The organism is Capnocytophaga sp. oral taxon 864, assembly GCF_002998835.1.
Taxonomy (GTDB): Bacteria; Bacteroidota; Bacteroidia; order Flavobacteriales; family Flavobacteriaceae; genus Capnocytophaga; species Capnocytophaga ochracea.
The window spans coordinates 1,719,115-1,745,780 of the sequence record NZ_CP027232.1; the positions used below are offsets into that span (position 1 = coordinate 1,719,115).

At 41.1% G+C, this 26,666-nt stretch carries 26 protein-coding genes and 1 tRNA gene; 22 read left to right on the plus strand and 5 right to left on the minus strand.

Annotation, left to right across the window (positions count from 1 at the left end; translation table 11 throughout):
• Window positions 1-25: 25 nt before the first annotated feature.
• The 3 genes from C3V44_RS07565 to C3V44_RS07575 are packed head-to-tail and all read left to right on the plus strand — an operon-like array spanning window position 26 to window position 4,564.
• Window positions 26-283 (plus strand): flagellar motor switch protein FliM, encoded by a 258-nt coding sequence (locus tag C3V44_RS07565; RefSeq protein WP_015782214.1) that lies wholly within the window; start codon window positions 26-28, stop codon window positions 281-283.
• Window positions 276-599, plus strand: a complete 324-nt coding sequence (locus C3V44_RS07570; RefSeq protein WP_106096055.1) for a type II toxin-antitoxin system YafQ family toxin — start codon at window positions 276-278, stop codon at window positions 597-599. Before C3V44_RS07565 ends, C3V44_RS07570 begins: the two co-directional genes overlap by 8 nt.
• A gap of 26 nt (window positions 600-625) precedes the next feature.
• The gene (locus C3V44_RS07575) at window positions 626-4,564 is read left to right on the plus strand and encodes an ATP-binding protein (protein WP_106096056.1); all 3,939 of its coding nucleotides are present in this window, start codon (window positions 626-628) and stop codon (window positions 4,562-4,564) included.
• Window positions 4,565-4,669: 105 nt separating this feature from the next.
• Here the strand turns inward: C3V44_RS07575 and rplT are convergent, their stop codons facing one another.
• The 4 genes from rplT to thrS form a co-directional block, all read right to left on the minus strand.
• A complete protein-coding gene (gene rplT / locus C3V44_RS07580) occupies window positions 4,670-5,014 on the minus strand; it encodes a 50S ribosomal protein L20 (RefSeq protein ID WP_106096057.1) in 345 nt (114 codons plus the stop codon).
• Between the two features lie 99 nt (window positions 5,015-5,113).
• Window positions 5,114-5,311, minus strand: a complete 198-nt coding sequence (gene rpmI, locus C3V44_RS07585) for a 50S ribosomal protein L35 (RefSeq protein ID WP_002674635.1) — start codon at window positions 5,309-5,311, stop codon at window positions 5,114-5,116.
• 121 nt (window positions 5,312-5,432) lie between these two features.
• Complete coding sequence (gene infC / locus C3V44_RS07590) at window positions 5,433-5,930, minus strand: translation initiation factor IF-3 (protein WP_106096058.1); 498 nt, start codon at window positions 5,928-5,930, stop codon at window positions 5,433-5,435.
• 105 nt (window positions 5,931-6,035) lie between these two features.
• Window positions 6,036-7,976: a threonine--tRNA ligase gene (gene thrS / locus C3V44_RS07595; RefSeq protein WP_106096059.1), complete on the minus strand. Its 1,941-nt coding sequence runs from the start codon at window positions 7,974-7,976 to the stop codon at window positions 6,036-6,038.
• Window positions 7,977-8,548: 572 nt separating this feature from the next.
• Between thrS and C3V44_RS12585 the strand changes: the two genes are divergently transcribed.
• From C3V44_RS12585 to C3V44_RS07660, 11 genes are all read left to right on the plus strand, one after another.
• Window positions 8,549-8,695 (plus strand): phosphinothricin acetyltransferase, encoded by a 147-nt coding sequence (locus C3V44_RS12585; protein WP_082150243.1) that lies wholly within the window; start codon window positions 8,549-8,551, stop codon window positions 8,693-8,695.
• 175 nt (window positions 8,696-8,870) lie between these two features.
• A tRNA-Leu gene (locus C3V44_RS07615) sits at window positions 8,871-8,952 on the plus strand.
• Between the two features lie 183 nt (window positions 8,953-9,135).
• Window positions 9,136-10,413 carry a Na+/H+ antiporter NhaC family protein gene (locus C3V44_RS07620; RefSeq protein ID WP_106096060.1) on the plus strand — a complete coding sequence of 426 codons (1,278 nt, stop codon included), beginning with the start codon at window positions 9,136-9,138 and terminating at the stop codon, window positions 10,411-10,413.
• 226 nt (window positions 10,414-10,639) lie between these two features.
• A complete protein-coding gene (locus C3V44_RS07625) occupies window positions 10,640-12,604 on the plus strand; it encodes an alpha amylase C-terminal domain-containing protein (protein ID WP_106096061.1) in 1,965 nt (654 codons plus the stop codon).
• A 113-nt stretch (window positions 12,605-12,717) separates the two neighbouring features.
• Window positions 12,718-13,173, plus strand: a complete 456-nt coding sequence (locus tag C3V44_RS07630; RefSeq protein WP_016478389.1) for an SMI1/KNR4 family protein — start codon at window positions 12,718-12,720, stop codon at window positions 13,171-13,173.
• Window positions 13,174-13,349: 176 nt separating this feature from the next.
• A complete protein-coding gene (locus C3V44_RS07635) occupies window positions 13,350-15,305 on the plus strand; it encodes a glycogen debranching enzyme N-terminal domain-containing protein (protein WP_106096062.1) in 1,956 nt (651 codons plus the stop codon).
• Window positions 15,306-15,422: 117 nt separating this feature from the next.
• Window positions 15,423-15,677 carry a DUF4377 domain-containing protein gene (locus tag C3V44_RS07640; protein ID WP_254425414.1) on the plus strand — a complete coding sequence of 85 codons (255 nt, stop codon included), beginning with the start codon at window positions 15,423-15,425 and terminating at the stop codon, window positions 15,675-15,677.
• Window positions 15,678-15,732: 55 nt separating this feature from the next.
• Window positions 15,733-17,022 carry a glycosyltransferase family 4 protein gene (locus tag C3V44_RS07645; RefSeq protein WP_106096064.1) on the plus strand — a complete coding sequence of 430 codons (1,290 nt, stop codon included), beginning with the start codon at window positions 15,733-15,735 and terminating at the stop codon, window positions 17,020-17,022.
• Between the two features lie 11 nt (window positions 17,023-17,033).
• Window positions 17,034-18,284, plus strand: a complete 1,251-nt coding sequence (locus C3V44_RS07650) for a glycoside hydrolase family 57 protein (protein ID WP_106096065.1) — start codon at window positions 17,034-17,036, stop codon at window positions 18,282-18,284.
• 184 nt (window positions 18,285-18,468) lie between these two features.
• Window positions 18,469-18,699, plus strand: coding sequence for a hypothetical protein (locus tag C3V44_RS07655; protein ID WP_106096648.1), 231 nt, complete (start codon window positions 18,469-18,471; stop codon window positions 18,697-18,699).
• 97 nt (window positions 18,700-18,796) lie between these two features.
• Window positions 18,797-19,420, plus strand: a complete 624-nt coding sequence (locus C3V44_RS07660) for a hypothetical protein (RefSeq protein ID WP_106096066.1) — start codon at window positions 18,797-18,799, stop codon at window positions 19,418-19,420.
• Between the two features lie 599 nt (window positions 19,421-20,019).
• On the opposite strand, the gene C3V44_RS07665 is transcribed toward C3V44_RS07660, so the two are convergent.
• Window positions 20,020-20,400 (minus strand): helix-turn-helix domain-containing protein, encoded by a 381-nt coding sequence (locus C3V44_RS07665; protein ID WP_106096067.1) that lies wholly within the window; start codon window positions 20,398-20,400, stop codon window positions 20,020-20,022.
• A gap of 180 nt (window positions 20,401-20,580) precedes the next feature.
• Here C3V44_RS07665 and C3V44_RS07670 point away from each other — a divergent pair, with 180 nt between their 5' ends.
• The 8 genes from C3V44_RS07670 (at window position 20,581) to C3V44_RS07710 (ending at window position 26,615) form a co-directional block, all read left to right on the plus strand.
• The gene (locus tag C3V44_RS07670; protein ID WP_106096068.1) at window positions 20,581-21,213 is read left to right on the plus strand and encodes a hypothetical protein; all 633 of its coding nucleotides are present in this window, start codon (window positions 20,581-20,583) and stop codon (window positions 21,211-21,213) included.
• A gap of 122 nt (window positions 21,214-21,335) precedes the next feature.
• The gene (locus tag C3V44_RS07675) at window positions 21,336-21,860 is read left to right on the plus strand and encodes a redoxin domain-containing protein (RefSeq protein ID WP_106096069.1); all 525 of its coding nucleotides are present in this window, start codon (window positions 21,336-21,338) and stop codon (window positions 21,858-21,860) included.
• Between the two features lie 94 nt (window positions 21,861-21,954).
• Window positions 21,955-22,194 carry a hypothetical protein gene (locus tag C3V44_RS07680; RefSeq protein ID WP_106096070.1) on the plus strand — a complete coding sequence of 80 codons (240 nt, stop codon included), beginning with the start codon at window positions 21,955-21,957 and terminating at the stop codon, window positions 22,192-22,194.
• A 43-nt stretch (window positions 22,195-22,237) separates the two neighbouring features.
• Window positions 22,238-22,435: a hypothetical protein gene (locus tag C3V44_RS07685; protein WP_106096071.1), complete on the plus strand. Its 198-nt coding sequence runs from the start codon at window positions 22,238-22,240 to the stop codon at window positions 22,433-22,435.
• Window positions 22,436-22,742: 307 nt separating this feature from the next.
• The gene (locus C3V44_RS07690; protein WP_106096072.1) at window positions 22,743-23,258 is read left to right on the plus strand and encodes a hypothetical protein; all 516 of its coding nucleotides are present in this window, start codon (window positions 22,743-22,745) and stop codon (window positions 23,256-23,258) included.
• Window positions 23,255-23,710, plus strand: a complete 456-nt coding sequence (locus C3V44_RS07695) for a hypothetical protein (RefSeq protein ID WP_106096073.1) — start codon at window positions 23,255-23,257, stop codon at window positions 23,708-23,710. The genes C3V44_RS07690 and C3V44_RS07695 overlap by 4 nt, the downstream gene beginning before the upstream one ends.
• Before the next feature lie 415 nt (window positions 23,711-24,125).
• A complete protein-coding gene (locus C3V44_RS07705; protein WP_106096075.1) occupies window positions 24,126-24,347 on the plus strand; it encodes a hypothetical protein in 222 nt (73 codons plus the stop codon).
• Between the two features lie 102 nt (window positions 24,348-24,449).
• Window positions 24,450-26,615: a peptidase domain-containing ABC transporter gene (locus tag C3V44_RS07710; RefSeq protein WP_106096076.1), complete on the plus strand. Its 2,166-nt coding sequence runs from the start codon at window positions 24,450-24,452 to the stop codon at window positions 26,613-26,615.
• Window positions 26,616-26,666: the final 51 nt, after the last annotated feature.

Here is a 26,666-nt window from a genome sequence, read left to right on the forward strand (position 1 = left end):
CATTATCTTTGCCAAAAAAAGAAATATGAGAACTGTAAAATATAACGAAATGGTTAATTATAATGTGAGTATTCCTAAGGAAAATGCTCCTATGTTTGAATCACTTTTCAAGAAATACAACGTAATTGCCGAACCTACTGTAGTAGCTGAACCCGTAGAGGAGTATATTCCTAACGAGGAAACTATAAGAGCTATTGAGGAGGGAAGAAGAGAGTATAGAGAAGGACTACTAAAAGGTTATAAAAATCTTGATGAATTATTTAGTGATTTAGACAATGAATAATACGGAGCAAGAAGAAATTCCTAAATATTCTATTTTTATAACAACTACCTATAAAAAAGAATACAAAAAATTCTCTAATCAGGAAGCTAAGAAAAAGACTATAAAAGAAATCATAAAAATCCTGATGTACAAAGGAACTGAAGGTATTCCCAAGAAAAACCTTCCACACCTCTTAACAGGAAATTACAAAGGTTGTTGGGAATGCCATATAGAGTCTGATTTGTTACTGATTTGGGAACAAAACGATGAAAATATGGCTATTATACTTCAAAGAATAGGTAGCCATTCTGAACTTTTCTATAAAAACAAGAAATAAAACACTTCCTCTTTTAGCACTGAAAAATGAACCAAGAAGTATTTACTGCTCTGCAAAACAAACTGAAAGTGGGTAACCGTCGTGGCGTGCACCTCAATGCACTTCCTGGTGCTTCGCGCTATAAATTTGATATCGCACGTCTCTCGGCTATCTTCAAGAGCTTGCCCGAACGCTTTATTCTCGACTTACTGACCTTACGCAACCTCAACTTTTCGTTTTCTATTCACGATACCGAAAGTACTGATATTGATCATAGAGGAGCTGGCTCGCGAACTCCCGAAGAGGGACAAGCCGTAAAAGTGAATGAAAAAGAAGAAGGAAAATCAGTAAAAGAAAAGGGTACAAGGGAAGTAGCGCTGGGAAAACTCGTAGATAGTATCGAAAACCTGATGTTCCAAAGCGAGGTTATCACTTCGGAAAAAGGGGTGAACACACTGGGCTTTGGTTTCCCCATACTGTTGCGTCGGGATATGGGCGACGGACAACTAACAGCTGCGCCTATCCTGATTTGGTCGGTGAAGATAAAGCCAGCTAACCAAATGAATACGTGGGTAATAAGCCGTAGCGAGGAAGACCCTATCTACCTAAATGAGGTGCTCATCAACCACCTGCAAAATGATTCGGGCGTAAGCCTTAAACCTATCCCCGACGAGATGCTAGAAGACGGCAAAATCGATAAACCTGAATTGCATTCTCTTTGCTCGGATATCCTCAACCAACTGAAAGTTACCCAAAACTTGGATTTCCTGCTGAACAACTATACCGAAATTCTCCCCCTAAAAACCAAAGCGGAGTACGAGGAACTTTTGCCTAACAAAGGCGATGCTTTTATAGAAAAATGCGGTATCCTCTCCCTCTTTGAAGTGCAAAAGCAGAACATCATCAACGATTACGAATCGCTGAAAAAGGAATTTGTACCTTTGCAGGCAACAGCCAATGAACAATTCCAATCGCTGAGCGCTATTGAAACCGACCCCTCTCAACAGTCGATTTTGGAATCGCTGAAAAGTCAACAGAAAATACTTATTCAAGGTCCCCCAGGTACGGGTAAGAGCCAAACGCTCACGGCGATTCTCATCAATGCTTTGGAAAACAAACAGAAAACATTAGTAGTCTGCGAGAAACAAACAGCCCTCGAAGTGCTCTACAACGTCTTGCAAAACAAAGGTTTGGGCAGGTATTGTACAATGATAAAAGATGCTATTGCCGACCGTAGGTTCATTGTTGATGCTGTGCGTAACCATATAGATAATGCCGAGTTTAAAAAAGAAACACCAGCCTTCCTCGAAAATCTCCTTGCCGAACAAGTGCAAGCAATGCGCAAAATCACAACAGATATCAATGCTATTCACCACAAACTCAACCAACCGCTCCTCAACCAACTGTCGTGGACAGATGTAATGGCGGAGCTAATGCGCTACGAAACAGATAGAGAAGAACTCGACCTCTCGGCTTTTTCCTTTCAGTTTACCGATGAAGAATTTGCCTCTCTCGCACCCCTTTGGCAACAAGGTGAGGCACTCTATCAGCGATATGCACCCTACGCCCAAAATCATCTGTTCAACCCCAAAAAACTCACCGCTACCAATCTGTTTAACACCCAACAACAACTCGCTGAAGCCTTCAAGCAATACGCACAACAGTGGGAGGTTATCCAGCAACAAATAGCCGTTTATAAAGCCTATTACTTGCACAAACGCAAAGAAGAATTTATACAACAGTTGGATACCTTAGCGCAATATCGCAATGAGTATGAGCTGATTACTGCTACCCTCCCTCCTACTTCACCTGTGTATCAACCAGAGGTGACCAAAGGATTTTTCTACAAACTCTCGGCACTCTTTTCTTCTGAGAAAAAGCAGGTGCTGAAAACCCAAAAACGCTTGCAAGAACTCTGTACAGCGATTAAAGCGCTCAGTTTGCACCGCAATTTTTCGTCGATTGCTATTTCGGATAACTTATTGCTCAACAAAACTGTTATCGCCGAATACACTCCTGCCATCACCCAAGCGCAAACCGATTTCGACAGCAAAGTCAATGCTGATTTTGCTGCCTTAGACCTACTGAATTACTACGAACGCTCGTTTGTAAACGCCGATTTAGACAAGCTCATAAGCGAAGTAAAATCGCTTAAAAACCGGATAGAAGCTGACAGTTGGCTCGATGCTATCAATTTTGGCAATACCTTTGCCGAGTTTGAAGCCTTTATCACCCGTAGTTTGGCAACCTACAACAGCTATCAAGCCGACCCTGCACAGCCTTTGGTAGCACAGTATGAGTGGTTTGCATTCTTCCAATCGCTTAACGATTTCCAAGAGCGCATTGTTTTATCACTTACCAAAGTAACGCATTGGGAAGCTTCCTTCCTCTACGCCTATTACACCTTGCTCTTACAACGAAATGCCGATGATACGCTGAACTTCAACGAGCGCGATTATGCCGACTTTAAAAAGAAAGTACACTACTTTGCCTCTACCCAAAAAGATTTTATCGAGGGCTACTGGAATACCCAGCAACGCAAAGCTGTAAAAACGTTTGAAGAGACCAACAAAGAGCTCACTGTGGCGAACCTCTACAACAAACGCAAAAGTGAAAAACACAACCGCCTTACCTTGAGACAAATAGCGATGAAGGACACCGACCTCTTTACGAGTTTCTTCCCTATTATCCTCACCACCCCCGATGCTTGTTGCAATCTGTTTGAGGGCAAGAATTTCTATTTCGACAATGTGGTGTTTGACGAGGCAAGTCAGCTGAAACTCGAAGACAATCTGCCGGCTATGCTCAAAGGCAAGACGATTATCATCGCAGGTGATGAACACCAAATGCCGCCGTCTAACTACTTTAGCAAAGTATTCGACGGTAGTGCTGAAGATGAGGACGACAACGAGGAAGAAGATGAAGTCCTCACCTACAAAAATGCGATGCTGAACATAGAGTCGCTCTTGGATTACGCTTTGGAATACCAATTCAGTAAGAACCATTTAGATTTTCACTATCGTTCTAAACACCCTTATCTGATTGATTTTTCTAACCACGCTTTCTACAACGCCCGATTGCGTCCGTTACCCAGCACCGAAAATCGTATCCCTATTCATTTCACTCAGGTAAATGGCACATTTGATGAGCATATCAACCGTGAGGAAGCCGCCGAAGTGTTGCGTATCCTCTCACAAATAGAGCTTCGTCCTGACGGTACTTACCCATCGGTGGGGATTGCGACCTTCAACATCACCCAGCGCAACTATATACGCAAACAGATACTCCAAAAGCAAAACGACCCTACCCAAACAGCTTTCCGAGAGAAAATCAACGCCTTAGAGCAAGCAGGACTCTTTATCAAGAACTTGGAGAACATACAAGGAGACGAGCGCGATATCATCATCTTATCGGTAACTTATGGTAAGAAGAAAGGAGGCAAGTTCGTACAGAGTTTTGGTCCGCTGAACTTCTCCAAAGGCTACAAACTGCTGAACGTGATTATCACTCGTGCCAAGGAACAGATATACGTGTGCAACTCTATCCCCGAAGAATTGTTAGCAACCTATAAAGAGGCTTTAGCTCAAGAAGGCGCTAACAACCGCCGCGCTGTGCTCTACGCCTACCTCGCCTACGCCCGTGCCGTAAGCGACGGCAATGATGTCCTTCGTCGTGAAGTCCTATCGGAACTCGACCTCTACGGACACAAACACACCGATATCGACCAGCAAAGTAAAAGTGCTTTTAAAGAACAAACCTACCGTCAGCTCAAAGAAAAATACCCCGACCAGCGTATCACTATGGACTACGAGTTTGGGGGTTATACTATCGATATTTTGTTAGAGCCCAAAGAAGGCAAGCCCGTAGCTGTAGAATGCCTCAGCAAACCTCTTTACAACAACGATTTAGCCTATTTAGAAGACCTGCACAAGGAAAAAATATTGCTCAATGCCGGCTTTGACTACAAAAGGAAATGGGCGAAATAAGTGCACAGGCAGGTGGAATATCAGAAAGACCGTAACAAGAAAAATAAAAAAGCGACTCCTGAGGAGTCGCTTTTTCTATACGGAATTATATCTTTAGTTAAACGTTTATTTTATTTTTTCTACAATAGCTTTGAACGCTTCGGGGTGGTTCATTGCCAAATCGGCAAGAACTTTACGGTTGAGCTGGATATCAGCTGCTTTAAGTTTACCCATAAATTGAGAGTAAGACAATCCGTGCAAGCGAGCCCCTGCGTTGATACGCACAATCCACAAAGCGCGGAAGGTTCTCTTCTTGTTACGGCGGTCGCGATAAGCGTACTGCATTGCTTTCTCAACAGCGTTTTTGGCTACCGTCCAAACGTTTTTTCTGCGGCCAAAGAAACCTTTGGCTTGCTTCATTATTTTTTTTCTACGAGCTCTACGAGCTACAGCATTTACTGATCTTGGCATAAATTCCTTTTTTTAATTTTTGTAGCAGGTGGTTTGTGCTTAAAACAAACTCTTAGGGGTACCTACTCCACGGTTATTAATTTCCTACTATTTAAACAATTATTTTAAGCCTAATTGTTTCTTCACGCTTGCTTCGTCGTTAGAGTGAACGAGTGTAGCGTGGGTGAGTGCTAACTTGCGTTTTTTAGCTTTCTTAGTTAAGATGTGGCTTTTGAACGCGTGTTTTCTCTTGATTTTACCAGAGCCGGTGAGCTTGAAACGCTTTTTAGCTCCAGATTTAGTTTTAATTTTTGGCATTTGCTTAGATTTTTATTGATATAATTCCGTCCTCCCCCTGCCCCTCCCAAGGAGGGGAGTTATGGGAGTTTATTTTTGCCCTCACTTTTATCCTCCCCTTGGGGGAGGGTTAGGGAGGGGATTATTTTTTCTTGGGTAAGGGTGCGAGGAACATCGTCATACGTTTTCCTTCGAGTTTAGGCATTTGTTCTACTTTGCCATAGTCTTCGAGGTCGGTGGCGAGGCGCAAGAGGAGGATTTCCCCTTGGTCTTTATAGATGATAGAGCGACCTTTGAAGAATACGTAGGCTTTTACTTTGGAGCCTTCTTTGAGGAACTTCTCGCCGTGTTTCTTCTTAAACTCATAGTCGTGGTCATCGGTTTGAGGACCAAAGCGAATTTCCTTAATTACTACTTTGGTAGCTTTGGCTTTCATCTCTTTCTCACGCTTTTTTTGTTCGTAAAGGAATTTCTTATAATCGATTACCTTACAAACAGGAGGCGTGGCGTTTGGTGAAATTTCCACCAAATCGAGTTCTAATTCATTAGCAATTTCTAATGCTTTGCGAGTGGGGTATACGCCTCCTTCGACGTTTTCCCCTACCAAACGCACCTCAGGAACGCGGATATCGCGATTGATACGATGAGGTTGTTTGTCATCTCTGCCCGGTGTGTTACTTTTTTTTATGATGGCTATTTAAATTTTATCCCCACCCTAACCCTCCCCCGAGGGGAGGGAGAAGGGCTATTGGAATTGTTTAATACTCTTGTTAACTTCGTCGTTGATGAGTTTAGCGAAGGCTTCTACGCTCATACTTCCTAAATCCTCACCACCGCGTTTGCGCACTGATACGGTGCCTTCTTTCTCTTCATTTTCGCCAACAATGAGCATATACGGGATTTTTTGAGTCTCGGCTTCGCGTATTTTTTTGCCCATAGTTTCAGCACGATTGTCTATCAGGGTGCGAATATCGGAATTTTCTAACAATCTCAAAACTTTTTGAGCATAATTTTCATATTTTTCACTCAATGATAGTACGATAGCTTGACTCGGGTTGAGCCATAATGGGAAGTTTCCGGCGGTGTGTTCCAATAAAATGGCTACGAAACGTTCCATACTTCCGAAAGGCGCACGGTGAATCATTACAGGGCGGTGCATTTCATTATCAGCGCCTTTATACCAAAGGTCGAAACGCTCTGGGAGGTTGTAATCTACCTGAATGGTACCGAGTTGCCAGCTTCTGCCTAAGGCATCTTTCACCATAAAATCGAGTTTAGGTCCGTAGAAAGCGGCTTCGCCTGTTTCGATTACATAGCTCAAGCCTTTTTCTTTCGCAGCGTTGATGATGGCATTTTCGGCTTTTGCCCAATTCTCATCACTACCGATGTACTTGGTAGGGTTTTCGGGGTCGCGCAACGATACTTGTGCGGTAAAATTGTCGAATCCAAGAGAACTAAATACATAGAGCACCAAATCGATTACGTGTTTGAACTCGTCGTCTAACTGCTCAGGAGTACAGAAGATGTGTGCATCGTCTTGGGTAAAGCAACGCACGCGGGTTAAACCGTGTAACTCGCCACTTTGCTCATAGCGGTATACTGTACCGAACTCGGCAAAACGCTTTGGCAAATCTTTATAACTCCAAGGGTGTGAATTGTATATCTCGCAGTGATGCGGACAGTTCATTGGTTTTAGTAAATACTCCTCGCCTTCGTTAGGGGTGGCAATGGGTTGGAAACTATCTTTTCCGTATTTATCCCAGTGACCTGAGGTTACATATAAATTCTTATGACCGATATGCGGGGTAACTACCTGCTCGTAACCAGCTTGTTTTTGGGCTTTGCGCAAGAAGGCTTCGAGGCGTTCGCGCAAGGCAGCTCCTTTGGGTAACCAGAGTGGTAAACCTTGACCTACCTTGTTAGAGAAGGTAAAGAGTTCGAGTTCTTTACCGAGCTTACGGTGGTCGCGTTTTTTAGCTTCTTCAAGCAGTTCGAGGTATTCGGTGAGTTCTTTTTGTTTAGGGAATGAGATAGCATACACACGAGTAAGTTGTGGGTTGTGCTCATCGCCACGCCAATAAGCCCCAGCAGCGCTGAGTACTTTTACGGCTTTTACAAAGCCTGTGTTAGGGATATGCCCCCCACGACAAAGGTCGGTGAAGGTGCTATGGTCGCAGAAGGTAATCGTACCATCTTCGAGGGTTTCGATGAGTTCAGTTTTGTACTCATTTTTGCCTGCGTAGTACGACAAGGCTTCGGCTTTGCTCACGGGGCGCATTTTGAAAGGGTGTTTGCCACGAGCGATTTCCAAGAATTTAGCTTCGATAGCAGGAAAATCTTTTTCGGAAATCGGTTTGCCGTTGAAATCGACATCGTAATAGAAACCATTGGCGATGGCAGGCCCTATGGTGAGCTTGATGCCGGGGTAGAGCTCTTCGAGCGCTTGTGCCAAGATGTGCGCTGAGGAGTGCCAGAAAGCTTTTTTACCTTCGGGACTATCCCAAGTGTATAATGTTAAACTACCGTCGGTCGTCAGGGGGGTAACGGTTTCTATGGTTTTGCCATTGAAGCTGGCAGAAAGGACGTTACGCGCCAGTCCCTCACTGATAGAGGCTGCGATTTCGGCGGGAGTAATCCCACTTTGGTACTCTTTTACAGAGCCGTCGGGTAGTGTGATTTTAATCATTTTTTTGTTGTTGAAAATTGGTGTTGTTGTGTTAGAAAGTGCAAAAGTACAAAATAATTAGTAATTGACAATAAATAATGAAGAAAAATATTTAGAAAATGAGGTGAATGCCAATAATGCCAATAATGCCAATAATACCAATAATGCCAATAATACCGGAAATACCAGTAATCAACTTTGCCAAAGGTGCGAGCCGCACAGGCAAAAACTTTGGCAAAGTGTGTACCGCAAAAGTGATGTATTGGGACTATTAGGAGTTTTCGGAAGGAAACGGAAAAGTTCGGAAGAGAGCTGAGAGAAGTTTTGGTGAAAAAAGGGTGTAAGATGGGTGGGGTTAGCTTATAGAGAGCTTATAGGAAGCTTATACGAATCTTGGACGATTGGTATAGGAAGGGTATATAAAAAGTTGATTCATAATATGATACAACGAGTATAAAGATGGTAAAAACGGGGTTTCGAGGCGAAAGAAAGAGGAAGAGGCACTAGGCCTTAGGCCATAGGCACTAGGGGGGAGTACGACGGAAAAGGGAGAGAATGACGAATGACGAATGACGAATGACGAAAAAGGGGGAATGTGGCGAGTCATTTATTCGGTAAGCCCCCGAACCCCCGAAGGGGGACAAGCTGGAAAAGGAAACAAACCTCCCCTTTTACACATACTCCGCTCTCGCGATACACATACCCAGCTGTCGCTGGCTACCTTCAAAGGGGGAGTGTAGCGACGGGAAGAGGAAGGCAAGATGAAGGAATGATTTTTGGTTGATAAATTTAACTGATAATTAATGTATTGGTGGGGCTAAGGTGAGATTAAGGATAAAAAAACACGGAAAAAATTTGCAGTTAAAAAAAACTGTTGTACTTTTGCGCCGTCAATCATTGAAACGTTCATCATTTGCGGGTGTGGTGAAATTGGTAGACACGCTAGACTTAGGATCTAGTGCTTCACGGCGTGGGGGTTCGAGTCCCTTCACCCGCACAAGAGCCTTAATTCATCAGTAGTGAATTAAGGCTTTTTTATTTTTATGGTAGGGTAAAGATAAAGGAGATTGGCAAGTGTTAGTATAAAGCCCCCGAGCCCCCGAAGGGGGACAATCTGCAAAAGCGAAGGGGGGAAGGGACACAAAAGTGATTTTGATTTGCTATAAAACAGACAATAACTATGCAGAAAACAACTATCATCAGTATTATTCCTCTGCTCGTATTCGTAGCATTATTTTTAGGTAGTGGGTTGTATTTCGACAACTTCTACTCGCTACCTGCTCCTATTATTGCACTTTTTTCGGTGGTAGTGGCTTTACTTATCTACCGAGCTCCTATGAAAGAGAAAATAGGATTGTTCTTTAAAGGGGCGGGTGATAGCAATGTGCTACAAATGTGTATGATTGCACTTTTGGCTGGGGCATTCGCTTCGGTGGCTAATGCTTTGGGAAGTACGCATAGTATTGTGAATATGGGTATGTATTACATCTCGCCAGAGTATTTCCCGGTAGGGATTTTTATCATTGCATCGTTTCTTTCATTTGCTACGGGCACTTCGGTGGGTACTATTATGACGCTTTCGCCGATAGTGTTTGACCTTGCTACCCAAAGCCAGTCGAACACGGCACTCATAGGCGCATCACTGCTATCGGGGGCGATGTTTGGCGATAACCTATCTCTTATTTCGGACACGACGATTGCCGCCACACAGTCGGTTGGATGTCAGATGAACGAAAAGATGAAGGCGAATGCTAAAATTGCGATACCAATGGCGATTCTGGCGGTTATCATACTGCTGTTGATAGGAAATCCTGACGCCGAAAATCACCTTCACAATCAGTTGTATAGCGATTTTAACGCTGTGCTTATTTTGCCTTATGTGGCAGTGGTGATAATTGCGCTTTTTGGGGTAAACGTATTTGTGTCGCTTTTCTTAGGTATTCTTATCTCGGGGGTGATAGGGTTTGCGTACGGCAAGTTTCATTTCTTGCAGTTTGCTACCGACATTCACAAAGGTTTTATGGGAATGGCTGATACCTTCTTCTTATACTTTATCATAGGAGGATTGGCGTTTTTGGTAGAGCATTTTGGCGGGATTCGGTTTTTGATGAACCTCATTACTCAGCGCATCAAAAGTGGCTCGTCGGCTCTTTTAGGGATGGGCTTTTTGGTGACAGTAGCCGATGTGTGCGTGGCGAATAACACGGTGGCTATTCTCATCGCTTCGAAGACGAGCAAAACGATTGCTGAACAGTTTAAAATACCGTTGCGCAGTGTGGCATCGGTATTAGATATCTTCTCTTGTTATGCGCAGGGGCTTATCCCGTATGGAGCGCAGGTAATTGCCCTATACAAATTTGCCGACACGATAGATTACCCCCAGCTGGTGATGTATGCTATTTACTTACATTTACTGCTGATAGGCACTTTGGGGTATATTTATGTGGGTAAAAAGTAATAAAAAAGTTGTTTTTACACAGCATTAACAGTGATGTCTTCTACTTTATAAGTGTTTGTATTCTATTAAACTACATAAGTTTATCATAACAGACTATAAAATTATTGTAAAATAATTGCAAAAAAATTTGCAATTATCAAAATATTGTTTTAATTTTACGGCGAATTTAATTGACTTACCTAAAAGCCAATCTTTTGACTTTTCCGTAGCCAGAATACCAAACCTTATGAACGACCCACTATTGCTACCATACCTCCCTGTTATTCAGGGAAGGCATCAGCACTTTATCGATGTCCTTCATAGAGTGCAAGGGGACGCTAAGTGCCTGGCTGATGCTTGTAATTCGCACCTCTACTACGGTCTGCACCGTACTCATACAGAATGGGTGCTACGCGAGTGGGCTCCAAATGCAACGGCTATCTTTCTTCTTTGTGATAGCAACGACTGGCAAAAAAACAAACACTATTCTTTCACTAAACTAAACGACCAAGACTGGGAATTGCGTGTTCCTGCTAATATCCTCCGCCACGAAATGCTCTACAAACTACTTGTGGAATGGGAAGGAGGCAGTGGCGAACGCCTCCCCTCACATACAACCCGCGCTGTGCAGGACGATTATACCAAAGTGTTTTCCGCCCAAGTGTGGTGTCCCGAGCACCCCTACCACTGGCAACACCCGCGCCCCAAAGCTACCCCGCATCCGCTTATCTACGAAGCACATATAGGAATGAGTACCGAGCACCAGCGCGTGAGTACTTTTATAGAGTTCCGCCTCTATGTGCTACCTCGTATCGCAGCTTTGGGCTATAACACCCTCCAGCTGATGGCAATACAAGAACACCCTTACTACGGTTCTTTTGGCTATCAGGTGGCTAACTTCTTTGCGGTGAGTTCACGCTTTGGCACCCCCGAAGAACTCAAAGAACTCATCGATACTGCCCACGGCTTAGGCATACGTGTACTGCTTGATATTGTACACTCGCATTCGGTAAGCAACGAGGCAGAAGGGCTCAGCCTCTTCGACGGTACCGACTATCTTTACTTCCACCGCGGTGAGCGCGGTAAACACCCTGCTTGGGACTCCCGCTGTTTTGACTATGGTAAGCCCCAAGTACTGAATTTTTTACTTTCTAACTGTAAGTATTGGTTAGAAGAATATCGCTTCGACGGTTTTCGCTTCGACGGCGTTACCAGTATGATTTATTACGATCACGGTTTGGGCAAAGCCTTTACCAATTATAGTTTCTATTATGATGGCAATGAGGACGACGACGCTTTGGTGTATCTCACTATGGCTAACCAACTTATTCACGAGCTCTACCCCGAAGCGCTGACCATTGCCGAAGAGATGAGCGGATTGCCCGGTCTTGCTTCGCCTATTGCTGAAAAAGGCGTAGGCTTCGATTACAAGCTGAGTATGGGTATTCCCGATTATTGGATTAAGCTCCTCAAAGAAGTCCCCGATGAACAGTGGCACGTAGGCAATATCTATTACGAATTGACTAACAAACGCGCCGAAGAACGCACCATTAGCTATGCCGAAAGCCACGACCAAGCCTTGGTGGGTGATAAAACGATATTTTTCTGGCTCACTGATAAGGAAGTGTATACGGGTATGAGCGTGTTCGACCACAGTCTCATTATCGACCGTGCGATGGCACTCCACAAGATGATACGTTTGGTAACTCTTGGTACCGCAGGTGGGGGATACCTCAACTTTATGGGCAACGAATGGGGACACCCTGAGTGGATTGACTTTCCGCGTGCTGGCAACAACTGGAGTTATGCCCACGCACGCAGGCTATGGAGTTTGGTAGACGACTCTAACTTAAAGTTTAAATACCTCAACGCTTTTGATAGCGCAATGATACACTTTGCCACCGATAGTAAGTTCCTAGACCGAGAACCCCATATATTGGTGCGCGACATCGAGCGACAGCTACTCATATTCGAGCGAAGTGGGTACTTATTTGTTTTCAGCTTTAACCCCACTACCTCCTACACCGATTATCAGTTTGATGTGCCAGCAGGTAAATACACAACGGTACTGAATACTGATAACCCCGCCTTTGGAGGTGATAACCGCATCGATGAAAGCGTAGAGCATTTTACGCAGTACACCGGCAAGGAGAATTTGCTATCGTTGTATATACCCGCGAGAATAGGATTTGTATTGAAATTAGCAGATTAGAAAATTAGAAAATGAGTGCGCCTCACGTAAAGTGTGAGTTTGTAGCTCTGTTTATTAAGAATCAAAGAAACTACACAATTAGGAGAAATAATACAAACCTAAAAAACAGAATTATGTTTTCAAAATCATCAAACCTATTAACACAAGCTGATATTAAATCCTTAGAAGAAATAGTAGGATATAGCTTGCCCACCGACTTTATAAATCAATACCTTCATTTCAATGGAGGGGTTGCAGATAAAACTTATTTTTATGTGGAAGATGATGATGGGTATGTAGAAGTGAGTTTTTTCATTCCTATAAAGTACCCAAGTACTGATTTAGGCAATATAGATATCGCTACAAGCTATAGTCATCTTGTTAGTAAAGGAATTCCTAATAAATACCTTCCTTTTGCTGTAGATTGGGGAGGAAATCTTTTTTCAATAGATTTGGAAACAAACAAAATCGTTTTGTTATTGATGGATTTGGGAGATTTTACAGAGGAATCTATCAAATACTTAACAAAAGGGTTCCTAAACTTTATGAAGGCGTTAGAGGAAGAAGGTGATGATGAAGAAGATCTCTGAAATCCAAGTGTAGCTTGGTACTAAAATCCGTGGCACAAATAAACATTATAAAAAGAAATATCCGTGAAGAAATCTGTGAGATTCGTGAAATCTGTGTGAGATATTCCAGCGAAGCTGGCAAAGTATATACTACAACCTAAATTGTAAATTATTAATCGTAAATTGTTAATTGAAATATGAGTTATTTATCATTCAAAAAAGACCAACTTATTAATCTTGAATACTCTCTGGATAGAGAGTTTCTCGGTACGAACCGAGGGGGAGGCTACTGCTCCTCTACTCTCGTTTTTTGCAATACCCGTAAATACCACGGGCTACTGGTAGTGCCTATTGAAAAGTTTAGAGGCAAAAACTACGTGATGCTCTCCTCCTTAGATGAAAGTATCATTCAGCACGGACGCGATTTCAATTTCGGCGTTCATAAATACGAAGGTACCTATGAACCGCGCGGGCATAAGTATATCGTAGATATTTCCTACGAAAAAGCTTTTACCGTTACTTACCAAGTAGGTGGCGTATTGCTGAAAAAAGAAATCTTGATGATGCACAATGCTCCCCAAGTATTGATACGCTATACGCTACTAGAAGCCCATTCGGCTACCCTTTTGCGCCTAAACCCTCTCTTGGCTTTCCGCGATATCCATTCTCTTAGCAAGCAAAACCCCGTAGCCAACACCCAAGCCGAAGCAGTAGGCGGTGGTGTGCGTGTAAAACTATACCCAGAGTTTCCTTATCTCTATATGCAACTCAGCAAATTCGCTAATTTTGGCGGTGGGGCTTATTGGAACAACAACATCTATTACACCAAGGAAAAAGAACGCGGGTATGACTACCAAGAAGACCTCCTAAGTGTAGGGGCTTTCGAAGTGAGCCTCAAGAAAGGCGAAAGCATCGTCTTTTCAGCCAGCTTAGAGGAAGCCAACCCTAAGAACCTTGCAAAGGACTTTGCTAAGTACCTCAAAGAGCGCGCCGACCGCAATTCGTTTGAAGAATGCTTGCAGTACGCCGCCTCTCAGTTTATTATTCACAAGGCAGGCGAAACCCGTATCAAGGCAGGTTATCACTGGTTCGACAGCAATATGCGCGACACTTTTATTGCCTTGCCAGGTATTGCTTTATCAGGCAGTACAGCCAAGATATTTGAAGACGTGCTCACCTCTACTCAAAAATACTTCTACGAAGGGCTTTTTGCTAAGGAAATCAGTACGCACAACATACACCCTGAGTATGATGCCGACACCTCTCTGTGGTTCTTTTGGACGCTTCAACAGTATGAAAAGGAAACTATTAAGAGTAAGAAACAACTTTGGAAGGAGTATGGCGATACGCTCAAAAGTATCTTAAACGCCTACAAGCAAGGCGCTCATAAGAATATCCGTATGGAAGCTAACGGGCTCATCTGGAGTGACGACCTTACACGTCCGCTTACGTGGTTTGATGCGCAAAGCGATTACGGCGCTATCGTGCCACGCAACGGTTATGTAGTAGAAGTGAATGCCCTCTGGTATAATGCCGTGTGTTACGCGCTTGCCTTAGCAGAAGAAGCAAAAGATAAAACTTTCCTCGGCGAATGGTTCTCGCTACCTGAAACCATCGAAAAGAGCTTTGTAGAGACTTTTTGGATAGACGACAAGAAATATCTTGCCGACTATGCTAACCGCACGAATAAAAACACCGATGTACGCCCTAATCAGCTCATCGTTTGTGCTCTCGACTATGCTCCCATAAACGAGAAGACTAAGAAGAGAGTATTGGACATTGTCACCCAAGAGTTGCTCACTCCCCGCGGATTGCGCAGTTTATCTCCTCAAAACCCTCGTTATGAAGGCGTGAGTGTAGGCAATGTATATGTGCGAGACAAAGCCACCTTCAACGGGTCAGCACACCCTTGGTTTATTGGGTTCTATATAGAGGCTTATCTGAAAATCTTTGGAGCACAGTACCTGCCAGAAGCGCAAGCTATCTTGGAAAACTTTGAAGAAGAGCTCAACGAACACGGCGTATGTACTATATCGGCTATTTACGACGGCAATCCACCATTCCACTCACGCGGTTGTATTGCCAAAGCTAAGAATGTAGCTGAGATATTACGTGCTCAATGGCTACTGAGCCAGATGCCTGCAACACTTTGAGAAAGTTACTTTAATATGATAAGAAATATTTTAATATTATTGATATGTGTCTTGTGCTGTTCTTGCCTTAGTAAAGAAAGTGATTACACCAATAATGGAGTTAAAGAAGTACAAAAAGTGACACTTACAATTACAGGAGAGATAGGAGAAGCCTTTAGTTGGCCTGAAGTGAAATTCGAATGTTTTAAAGCACTAATAGGTAATAAAGAACTTTGTTTTGGCAACAACCAAATAAAAGGTATTACCCTTGAAAAAGGTTATAAATATCAGTTGAAAGTCAAGAGAATCATCTATGACTACCCTATTCAAGATGGTAATCTGCCCGATGATTATGAGTTAATCAGCATCATCTCAAAACAAAAATTAGAATAACGCTCTTCTTGCTCCCCGCGTGGGAGGGGATTGGGGAAGGAATAAATAAAAGCATATGAAGAAAGCAAGAGTATTAATGTTTGGATGGGAATTTCCCCCTCATATTAGTGGGGGATTAGGAACAGCCTGCTTGGGTATAGCCCAAGGATTGGCTAAAAACGGCGTAAAAGTGCTGTTTGTGATGCCAAAAGCTTCCGGTGATGAGGACAGCAATGTGGCTAAGATTATCAACGCTAGCGATGTAGAGATGTTGCAAAACGCTGAAAAGATTGAAGATTTCTGGAAGCACATCAATTTTATGGAGATAGGTTCGAACCTCGTGCCTTACCTGGATCCCGAAACCTTTGCCCGCGAACGCGACCAGTACCTCAAAGAAGGCGAACACCGCGAACGCATTTCGTATCATAACAAATTTCAGTTTTCAGGCAAATACGGTGCAAATCTGATGGAAGAGGTCTATCGCTATGCCTTAGTAGCGGGTACGGTTGCCCAACGCTATGAATTCGACGTGATTCACGCCCACGATTGGCTTACCTATAGTGCAGGTATCATCGCCAAAAAGATTTCCGGCAAACCCCTTATCGTACACGTGCACGCTACTGAATACGACCGTGGGGGCGAGTATAACCGCAACACATTGGTCTACGACATCGAAAAACGCGGTATGGAAGCTGCCGATAGAGTAGTAACCGTGAGCAACTGGACGCGCAATATCGTCATTGAAAAATACGGTATCCCTGCCGAGAAGGTGATTACTGTGCACAATGCAGTAGACTTTAAAGCCGAAACTGATGCCAAAGAAGAACGCGGTATTAAGGATAAAATCGTTACTTTCTTAGGGCGTATCACCTTGCAAAAAGGTCCTGAATATTTCGTCGAGGCAGCTGCAAAAGTGATGAAATGTATGCCTAACGTACGCTTTGTAATGGCAGGTAGTGGCGAGAAGATGAACCCCTTAGTGCGCCGTGTTGCACAACTAGGATTAGGAACCCGCTTCCACTTCACAGGTTTCCTGAGAGGCAACGACGTACAGCGTATGTTCCAATATAGCGATGTGTATGTGATGCCCTCAGTATCCGAGCCTTTTGGGATTTCTCCTTTGGAAGCAATGCGCTCAGGAGTACCTACTATCATCTCCAAACAATCGGGAGTGGCTGAGGTACTGAACCACGCTATCAAAGTAGACTATTGGGATATCAACGCCCTTGCCGATGCTATTTATGGCATTTTGGCTTACCCTACCCTCGCTCACTATATGCAACGTGAAGGGTACGACGAGGTAAACCAACTGAAATGGGAAAAAGCTTCCTTGAAACTTAAAAACATTTACGAATCTTTAATATAAAATAACCAACGATGAAAAAGTCAATTTGTATCTATTTCCAAATCCATCACCCCGAACGTCTTAGAAAGTATCAATTCTTCGACATCGGCAAGAAACATAATTACTTCGATAATTACGCCAATCGCTCTGAGCTTGAAGATTTGGCTGAGCATTGCTATCTACCTGCTAACGCCTTGCTCTTGGAGCTTATCAATAAATACAAAGGCAAGTTCAAAGTAGCTTTTTCCATCACAGGAAGTGCTATCGACCAGCTCGAAATGCACACTCCTGAGGTGATACGCTCTTTCCAAGAACTCGCCCAAACCGGTAGTGTAGAGTTTTTGGCAGAAACTTATTCCCACTCTTTGGCTTCGCTTTCCGATGATACCGATGAGTTCGAACAACAAGTAAAACGCCATACTACGGCTATCAAACAGCTCTTTGGCAAGAAGCCTGTAACTTTTCGCAACACCTCTCTCATCTATTCCGATACCATAGGCGAACGCGTCGCAAAACTCGGTTTCAAGACGATGCTCACCGATGGAGCTAAGCACGTATTGGGTTGGAAGAGTCCAAACTTTGTCTACAAAAACGCTATCGACGAAAACCTCAACCTTTTGCTCAAAAACAGCAAACTCAGTGATGATATCGCCATACGCTTTTCCGATAGAAATTGGAGTGAATACCCACTCACTTCTGAAAAGTATATCAGTTGGGTGAAAAACAGCTTGCAAGATAGCGAGGTGCTCAACCTCTTTATGAACTACGAGGTAATAGGCTATTACAACAACGCCCAAAGCGGTATTTTCGACTTCTTGCGCTATTTCATCGTCTATATGATGGAAGACGATAACTATGAGTTCTTATTGCCTAAGGAAGTAGCTAAAAAGCACCCTGCTAAAGATGTCTTACCTGTGCCCTACCCTATTTCGTGGACAGACGAAGAGCGCGATACCACCTCTTGGTTGGGTAACGAGTTGCAAAAAGAAGCCTTCCGAGAGCTCTTTAAGATACAACCAGAAGTAAGAAAGAAAAAGAACGCCGACCTGATAGACGATTATACTCGTCTGCAAGCCAGTGAGCACTTCTATTTTATGCGTACTAAGCTCTTTTCAGGTGCCGATTATCATAAGTATCGCTTACCCTACGATTCGCCCTACGAAGCCTTCATCAACTATATGAACGTGCTCAGCGATTTCATCGAAAGATGCAAACCACACGAGCAAGAAGAGGTGCAACCTGCACAAGTAACAAAGAAAAAGAGCCAGACAAGGAAAAAGTGAAAAGTCACTTTTCAGTCCCCTTCTCCCCCTATTTAAGAGAAATCAGCCAGCTGGCGTAGCTGAGTATGTGAAATTAGGGAGAGGTTACCCTCTTTTGAGAAACGCTACCTCTCGAAACCTTTGCTCTATGGCGTGTGACCTAAGGACTAAAAGAAAGTTTAATAATAATTTAAAAGCAGACAAGATGAAAAATGTAAAAACAAGGAAAGACAATTTCTTTGAAGGGATTGTCGCTGAAGAACTGAAAGAACTGTCTGGAACCAACAAAGTTGCCGAGACGAACCCCGACGAGATGCCCACAGGACATCTAAGTAGCGAAGAGTTTCTCTATACCACACCTTTTAACGAGAAAAACTCACAGCTCGCCAAGAATACCGACAACGACTTAGTAGAAAACATTATTTACACTCCTTAAATAAAAAGCCCCTCGCTCACGCGAGGGGCTTTTTTGCTTTTTCTCAAATTTGCTATTTTGCTATTTTGTACTACCTTTGCAAAAAAAGAAGAATACAATGCGTTTTTTGAGTTATATCATAGCTTTTTTCACTCACCCCATCTGGCTCCCTATCTACGGAGCTATGGTGGTGCTTTTTAATATCCCTTTTCCTCTCCCTGTAGAGCAAATGAAGTTTACGTGGCTATTATTACTGATAGTTACCATTGCTATCCCTACACTCATCTACCTCATCTTGTTTGTAGTAGGCTGGTTGCAAAACCCTTTTATCATTCCGTTAGAAAAACAAAAATGGCTCTTGTACGGCTATATAGCAATGCTCTTAGGGGTAGCTTTTGGCATCACCCCCATCGACCCCTATCCTATCCTCTACTTCTATGTGATGAACTTAGCCATCAGCTGTTTTATAATTTTGTTTTTACATTTTCTGCGATTGCAAGTCAATATGTTTGCTATGGGAATGGGGGCGCTTACTACCTTCTCAATATTGCTCAGTATTGCCGTAGAAAAAGATATGACCTACATAGTAGCCTTTTTCTTATTCCTCAGCGGAGCCTGTATTTCAGCACAAGCTTACCTCAACCAGAAGTCCTTATGGCTAATGTTTTTAAGTTGGCTCATTGGGGTTTTACCACAGCTCTCGCTACTGTTATTGTTCAGAAATCTAATTTTCGCAATGTAGCAAATTAGCCATTTAAGTCTTTAAACAAATTATCCCTATTATTCATTGCCTACCAATTACCTAAGTAGCACCATTTGCCCCCTTAATAATTTACATATTATTCAGGGATTCCCACCCTACCCCTCTTTTTTCCCATCATCACATTCTCCCTTTAAAGTGAGTTAGGAAGATGTTTTCCCCTTATTGCCTATGACCTAAGACCTCACACTTCCCCGTTTACTAATTTTCTAATTTGCTAATTCCCTAATTATCCTTTTCCTTTTCCGTCACACTCCCTCCTAGTGCCTATGGCCTAAGGCCTAGTGCCTCTTCCTCTTTCTTTCGCCTCGAAACCCCGTTTTTAACATTTTTAGCCTTGTTGTATTGTATTATGAATCAGCTACTTATATACCCTTTCTATACCAATCGTCCAAGATTCGTATAAGCTTCCTATAAGCTCTCTATAAGCTAACCCCACCCATCTTACAGCTCATTTTTTACCTTCCGCCTCAACTCAACCTTCCGAATCTCTCCGTTTCCTTCCGAACCCCTCAACCCTCCACATTTGCTAATTTTCTCATTCTCTCATTTTCTCATTTCCTCGCCCGTCGTGCTACGACCTACTTCTTCAAAAACCCTTTTAAAAAAGCTATTTGTTCGTCCTTTTCTTTCAAGCGTGCCTCATACGAAGCGATAAGCCTCTCTATCGTCTCTTTATTCTCTTGATAAAAGTGCTCTATTCTTTGAGCAGAAATACTAGAATCTTTATTATAGCTATTATGTTGCACCCAACTCTCCCCTATATCCAAGAGCTCATTTACAGGAATGCCCAAAACAGTGGAGATTTGGAACATTCTCTCCACCGAAAGTTTAGTCTCGCCTGTTTCTATTTTTCTATAAGCAGGAGGAGTAACCCCTAAATCATCAGCCATATTTTCATACGTATAGCCTTTTTTGCTTCTTTCTTTAGCAATTCTTTCTAATATTTTGTTTATTTCCATACCAAATATATACTATTAGTTTTCTTGGCAAAGGTAGGAAAAATACACTAATGCGCAATTTTTTTTAACTAAAAGTATATTTTTCATAAACCAATGGTTTATTTTTTCTTCTTAAAAGTATTGCGGAATTCAAAAAAGACACTATACCTTTGTAATGTGATTTAAAACCAATGCGTTATTATGAAATGGAATAACAGCTCTATTTTTATTGCTTTATCAGCTACTTATATAGTGCTTTCTTATATCTCATCGGTAGTGCTAAACCTAAACGGCGTAATGGCACATTCCTTATCCGAACAACTCACTGCCGAACAGATAAACGAAGTACTCTCATTTAAAGATAAATGGCAATGGGTAGGCTATGTGTTCGTTCCTATACTACTACTGATAAAAATAAGCGTTACCGCCCTGCTGATAGACATAGGTTGTCTGTTTTACAATGAGAAACTACCTTATAAACAGCTCTTTCGTATGGTGCTATTAGGTGAATGTATCTTTTTAGTCGTCCCTATTGTTAAGTTGTGTTGGTTTGCGTTCTTTCAGCCCAATTTTACTTTGGAGGACGTGCAGTATTTCTATCCGCTTTCAGCACTGAATATCACAGGGTATAAAGGCATTGCTGTTTGGTTTATCTATCCTTTGCAAGTGCTGAATTTATTCGAAATAGCCTATTGGTTTTTTATGGCGGTACAACTGAATAAAGCCATCGGTAGCACCACCGGCAAAGGGATTAACATTATGGCAAGCGGTTATGGGGTAGGCTTACTCTTATGGGTAGTATGTGTGATGTTCTTTACCTTAAATATATCATAATAACAAATATGTTATAGTAATATGTGGTTTTTATGTATAATGACCATCGCTACAATTCCCCCTTTGAAGGGGGACAGGGGGATGTTCTTAATATGTAAATATTTTCTATAATCCTTTTAAATATGAAGAAATCAGTCATAAAGAAACTCATTATAGCAGTCGTACTACTATTTCTAAGTTTTATGGGCTTTCAAATCGTACAAAAGCTACAATACAAAGAGCAAGTACAGCAAAAACTCAGCACTTTGCCCGAGTTTAGCTTTCAAACCTTAGAGGGGAGTGCTTTTACGAAAGCGAACCTTCCTAAAAATAACAAAGCAGTTTTTATCTATTTCAATACCGAATGTGGCTATTGTTTCTATGAAACCAAAGACATTAGCGAGCAGTTAGAACATTTTAAAGCAACCACATTACTACTCGTCTCAAACGAGAGTAAAGAAGCCATTAAAGCCTTTGCCATAAGGCAAAACTTATTTAGTAAAGACCAAGTGATATTTTTGCAAGATAGCACTTATACTTTTGCTAAACAATTCGAAGCCAATAGTATACCCTATATATTGGCGTACGATGCGCAAGGCAAATTACTACTCAGGCATAAAGGACAACTAAGAGCCGAAAAACTATTACAGCTCTTAGGCGAAAAATAAAATCATCTGTTAAGGAGAGGAGCAAAAAAGCTAGCGTTTGTGGATACTTCTTTTAGATGATAGTAATTATTTATTAATATAAATTTTTTAAACGATGAAAAAACTTGAATTAAAACAAATGGAAGAAATCCAAGGAGGAATTGACTGTACTCCTGAAGGAAAACTTTCTTATGTTGGAGGTGCTGCCCTTGGAGGAGCAATTTTCTTTGGAGGGTTAGGAGGGGCTGTTCTCTGTGCTTTTGGTATGATTGTATATGCAGAAACAAAGTGTAGAAATATCAGTCAAACATATTTGGTGCCCCAAAAGATAGAATTAATAGATTTAGAAAGTTAATTCTACTTTACTTTTGTTTAACTATAATTAAATATTTCATATTATGAAAAAATTAAATCTAATTGAAATGGAAAGCATAAAAGGAGGCGATCGTATCGAACAATTTTGTGCTGGTTTTGCAGGTGTAGCTGCTATTTATGAGATAGCTGTTATAGCAAATCTTTGGAACCCAGTGGGATGGGGAGCACAAATTGCAGGAGCTGCAATAGGATTAGGTTGTGCTGGTTATGCTTTAAGATAGATGTTAAAGCTATGAAAAATCAGTACGTTATACCTTGCTTGTTATAACACTTATAGCAGCTGTTCCTGTTTTTATGAGACTTTTCACCGATTATGAAATAAACAAATGGGTGATAGCTTCATCATATGTAATAATATTTGGTAGTGGGTTAATTACTACCTATTTATTAAAAAAGAAAAAAGAGCGTTAGCTTGCTTCAATGTAAAAATTTTTAACCTTAACAACCCTCATTTAGGGTTTCTTAAATGAGGGTTGTTAAAACTTTTTGCTTTTGAGGCACAAGCCAAAAAAATAATTACAGCTTATTATGCGCATTTTTGGCAATTTATTTAGGCTTTTTGTAGTAGCTATTACTATTGTATTATTCTATCTTGTAGATAAGACAGAAGGAAATATCGTTTTGTACAATATTGTATTAAATATATTTTCTTTATCTATTTTTATTCCTTTAGATAACTTTAAAGAAAATAAATACATTACTTTCAAAGAGCAAAGTTTATATATCCCCAATTGGGTAGTATTGTTGTTGCCTTTACTAATGGGGCTCTTTTATAAAATAGAAAACACTTTTTCTATCCTTGAAACAGTAGTATTAGTTGTAGCTTTGCTTATCTTGGCAACAGTTATTGTTAAACTAAGTTTATATCTTTTAAAATTCAAGAGGTATTACTATATTTATATATGTATTATGGGGATACTTCTCCAAAACTATATAGCTTTTTTTAGTGATACATTTTTTAAAAATATATCCTATATCTTAGCTTTAAGTGTAGCAGGAGCAGGCTTCTTGTATGAAGAAAAGAGAAAAGAACAATCTGTATGAAAAAAGAAGATTTATCTAAAATATTTATCACTTTATACGCTGTACTATTAGCCCTCTACGTAATAGTCATTGTATTTGCTTTTGAGAAAGAACATTTCACCGAAGCCTTTTTAATGGACTCAGTAGTTTTCATCTCCTTGCATTTGGTTATCCCTTTCATATATCCCGAAAAATACAAAGAAGGGAAGGTGCTGGCTAATGTAGGTCAGTTGCTTAAAAATCCTTTCTTTATAGGGTATTTTGTATTAAGCAGTGTATACCTTTGCAAAAATATCATAGGCTATCAGTGGTACGAAGTGCTTTTAGCACATATAGTAACCGTTCTTGTAGTGCTTTTTGTTTTAGAGGCTTTGAGGCAGTACATAGCTAAACACTATAAAAAGGAATATTATATTACTATTTGCTATTTTATACTATTTCTTATCATTCTCGCCAAACTTATTTGGTTTTAAAGTAAAGAAACATTTTTCTATGGTTCTCAAAAGAAGTATATTCCCGTTATGCAATATCACAGTGGCTATAAATGGTGAAAAGGTAAAACTTTCTCCAGCAAAAAAGGTAGTAATACCCCTCAAAGAAGCTGAAAGCTACTGTATAGAAGTAATAAAGCCTCTCCTTTTCAAAAAGAATCACAAAACAGTTTCTCATTTGTCAGAAAATACCGTTATAAACATCAAAAGTCGTCTTTCTGATAAATATTATTTATTAGCAGGAGGTTTTACTTTAATAGTGTGTTTCTTGCTTTTCTTTGGAAAGATACCTATGTTATTTTTTAGCTTAGTTTTACTTTTGTACATTATTCCTATATCGTATTATAGTTTTGTTAAAACAGATAGGTATTTTGTAATAAAAATTAATTGATACTATATGAAACCTTATTTAAGAAAGGATTTAAGAAGTGTTATATTTATAGTTGCTTTTCTTACTGCAGGGGCTAGCATTGCTTACGTTGTAGTAACAAATCCTGAACCCAAAATATTTTGGGCTATGATGATCAATGTTTTTGTATGTGTATCCACTGGTATATCTGTCGGTATAGACATTTACAAAATACGAAAAGAAGAAGAAAAAGAACAACAAGAGCGTTAGCTTGCTTTATAAAATTTAACCTTAACAACCCCTTAGTAGTATATTTTGAGACCAAAAGGAAAAAAACTAAAAACTAACTAACTTTAACAGCCCTTCTGTTATATGTCTCTCTCCCTAAAACTTATTCATAAAACTTTTGTACTCCAGCACGACCAAAGCGATTGCGGAGTGGCTTGCTTGTTGTCTCTTGTCCAATATTACGGTGGTGCGCACACTTTAGAAGAACTCCGCTCCCTTAGTGGTACTACCGTGCAAGGCACTACCCTATTAGGGCTCTACCAAGCTGCCAATTCCATAGGCTTTGAAGCAGAAGGCAATGAGGCTGATATAGAAGTTCTCAAAGCCTATAACGCTCCGCTTATACTGCATTTAACTATGGGCAACTTAGAGCATTATGTAGTGTGCTATGGCTTTGAAAAGGGTGTATTTATCATTGGAGACCCCGCCAAAAGTATTATAAAACTATCTCCACAAGAATTAAACAGCCTTTGGCGTTCTAAAACTTGTCTAACACTCACCCCTACTCCGCAGTTTAAAAAGAAAACAACACAGCAAAAAGCACAGTTTAAATGGTTTTTAAACCTCATTCAAAAAGACGTACGCCTGCTACTCATCAGCGGACTCTTAGGCACGGTTATAGCTGTTTTAGGTTTAGCTATGGCTATCTTCTCTCAAAAACTCATCGATAATATCCTCCCCTCAAAAGACGTTAGTAAACTCATTCAAGGCGTGCTATTGCTCACTTTCTTGTTATTGGCACGCATTGGTATTTCAGTAGTGAGAGAATATTTCTTACTCTTGCAAGCCAAAGACTTCAATACGCGTATCAATGAGCAGTTTTTTAGCAAACTCCTCCACTTGCCCAAATTCTTTTTCGATACACGCAAAATAGGCGAATTAGTAGCTCGTCTAAACGACACTCAGCGCATTCAACGGGTGATAAAAATGCTCGTGAGTGCTACGTTCATTGATATTTTGGTAGTGTTTATCACGTCTACGTTCTTGTTTTACTACTCTTGGCAAGTGGGCGTATTCACTTTGCTTTCCATTCCCATTTACTTTTTCGTCATTCATAAAAACAATGCTAAAATCGTTGCCTTACAACGCGAAGTAATGCAGAGTTACGCTTTGGTCGAAAGTCATTATATCAATACCTTTCAAGGCATTACCGATATAAAGATAGGTAATAAACAAGGGGTCTTTTCAAAAGTAAACAAGACTATTTTTCTGTCTTCACAAGAGAAAACTTTTCAGTTAGGTAAAGTAAATATCAAACTCTCTTGGATTTCAGGAGCGATAAGCGTCATTTTCTTAGTGAGCATACTCGTTTACAATGCCATACAAGTGCTAAACGGAACATTACTATTAGGCGAACTGATGGCTATCCTCTCAATGGTAGGTTCTTTATTGCCCTCTGTTCTCAATTTAGCCCTGATAAGCATTCCTATCAACGAAGTTAAAGTGGCTTTTGCTCGTATGTACAATTTCACAGCCATACCTCCTGAGCAAGAAGAAGGTGAAAATATCCACACTATCGATAGGATAACCTTAGAAAACGTATCGTTTCGCTTTATAGGTAGAAAACCTATCTTGCACCATCTTTCTTTACAAATAAACAAAGGCGAAATAGTGGCTGTTGTAGGTGAAAATGGTTGTGGTAAGAGTACGCTTGCCAATCTGTTATTACAGTTTTACCCTCCCGATGAAGGTGTTATTTACATCAATCAGCAATACCCTTTAAACACTATTGCTACAAAGAGCTATCGCAGTAAAGTAGCCTATATTCCTCAAGAAGTAGCTATTTTCAACGGAAATGTATTGGATAATATTTTATTAGGAACTCCTTGTAAAGCAGAAGACCTCTTGGCTTTTCTTAGTGAATATGGTTTTGACACTTACTTCAATCAGTTTCCACAAGGCTTAACTACTCAGCTAGGAGAGAAAGGTGTAAATATCTCAGGCGGACAAAAACAACTTATTGCCTTTGCGCGGGCGCTGTTTAAGAAACCTCAATTGCTCATTTTAGACGAAGCTACCTCAGCAATGGATAGGCATACCGAAGCTTTTGTGCATAGGATACTCAATCAAATTAAACGCGATAGTCTTACACTCTTTATTTCTCATCGTTTGCATTCCTTGCAACACTTCGCCGACCGTATTTGTATTTTAGAAAACGGCACCGTAAAACATTCAGGCACTCACAACCACCTTATGCAAACCCAAAACTTCTACAGCGATTTCTTTCTAAGGAGTAAGCCTACCCATTAATATCAGTTCAATATAATATATAACACTATTTTTCACCCGCCCGTCTTACTA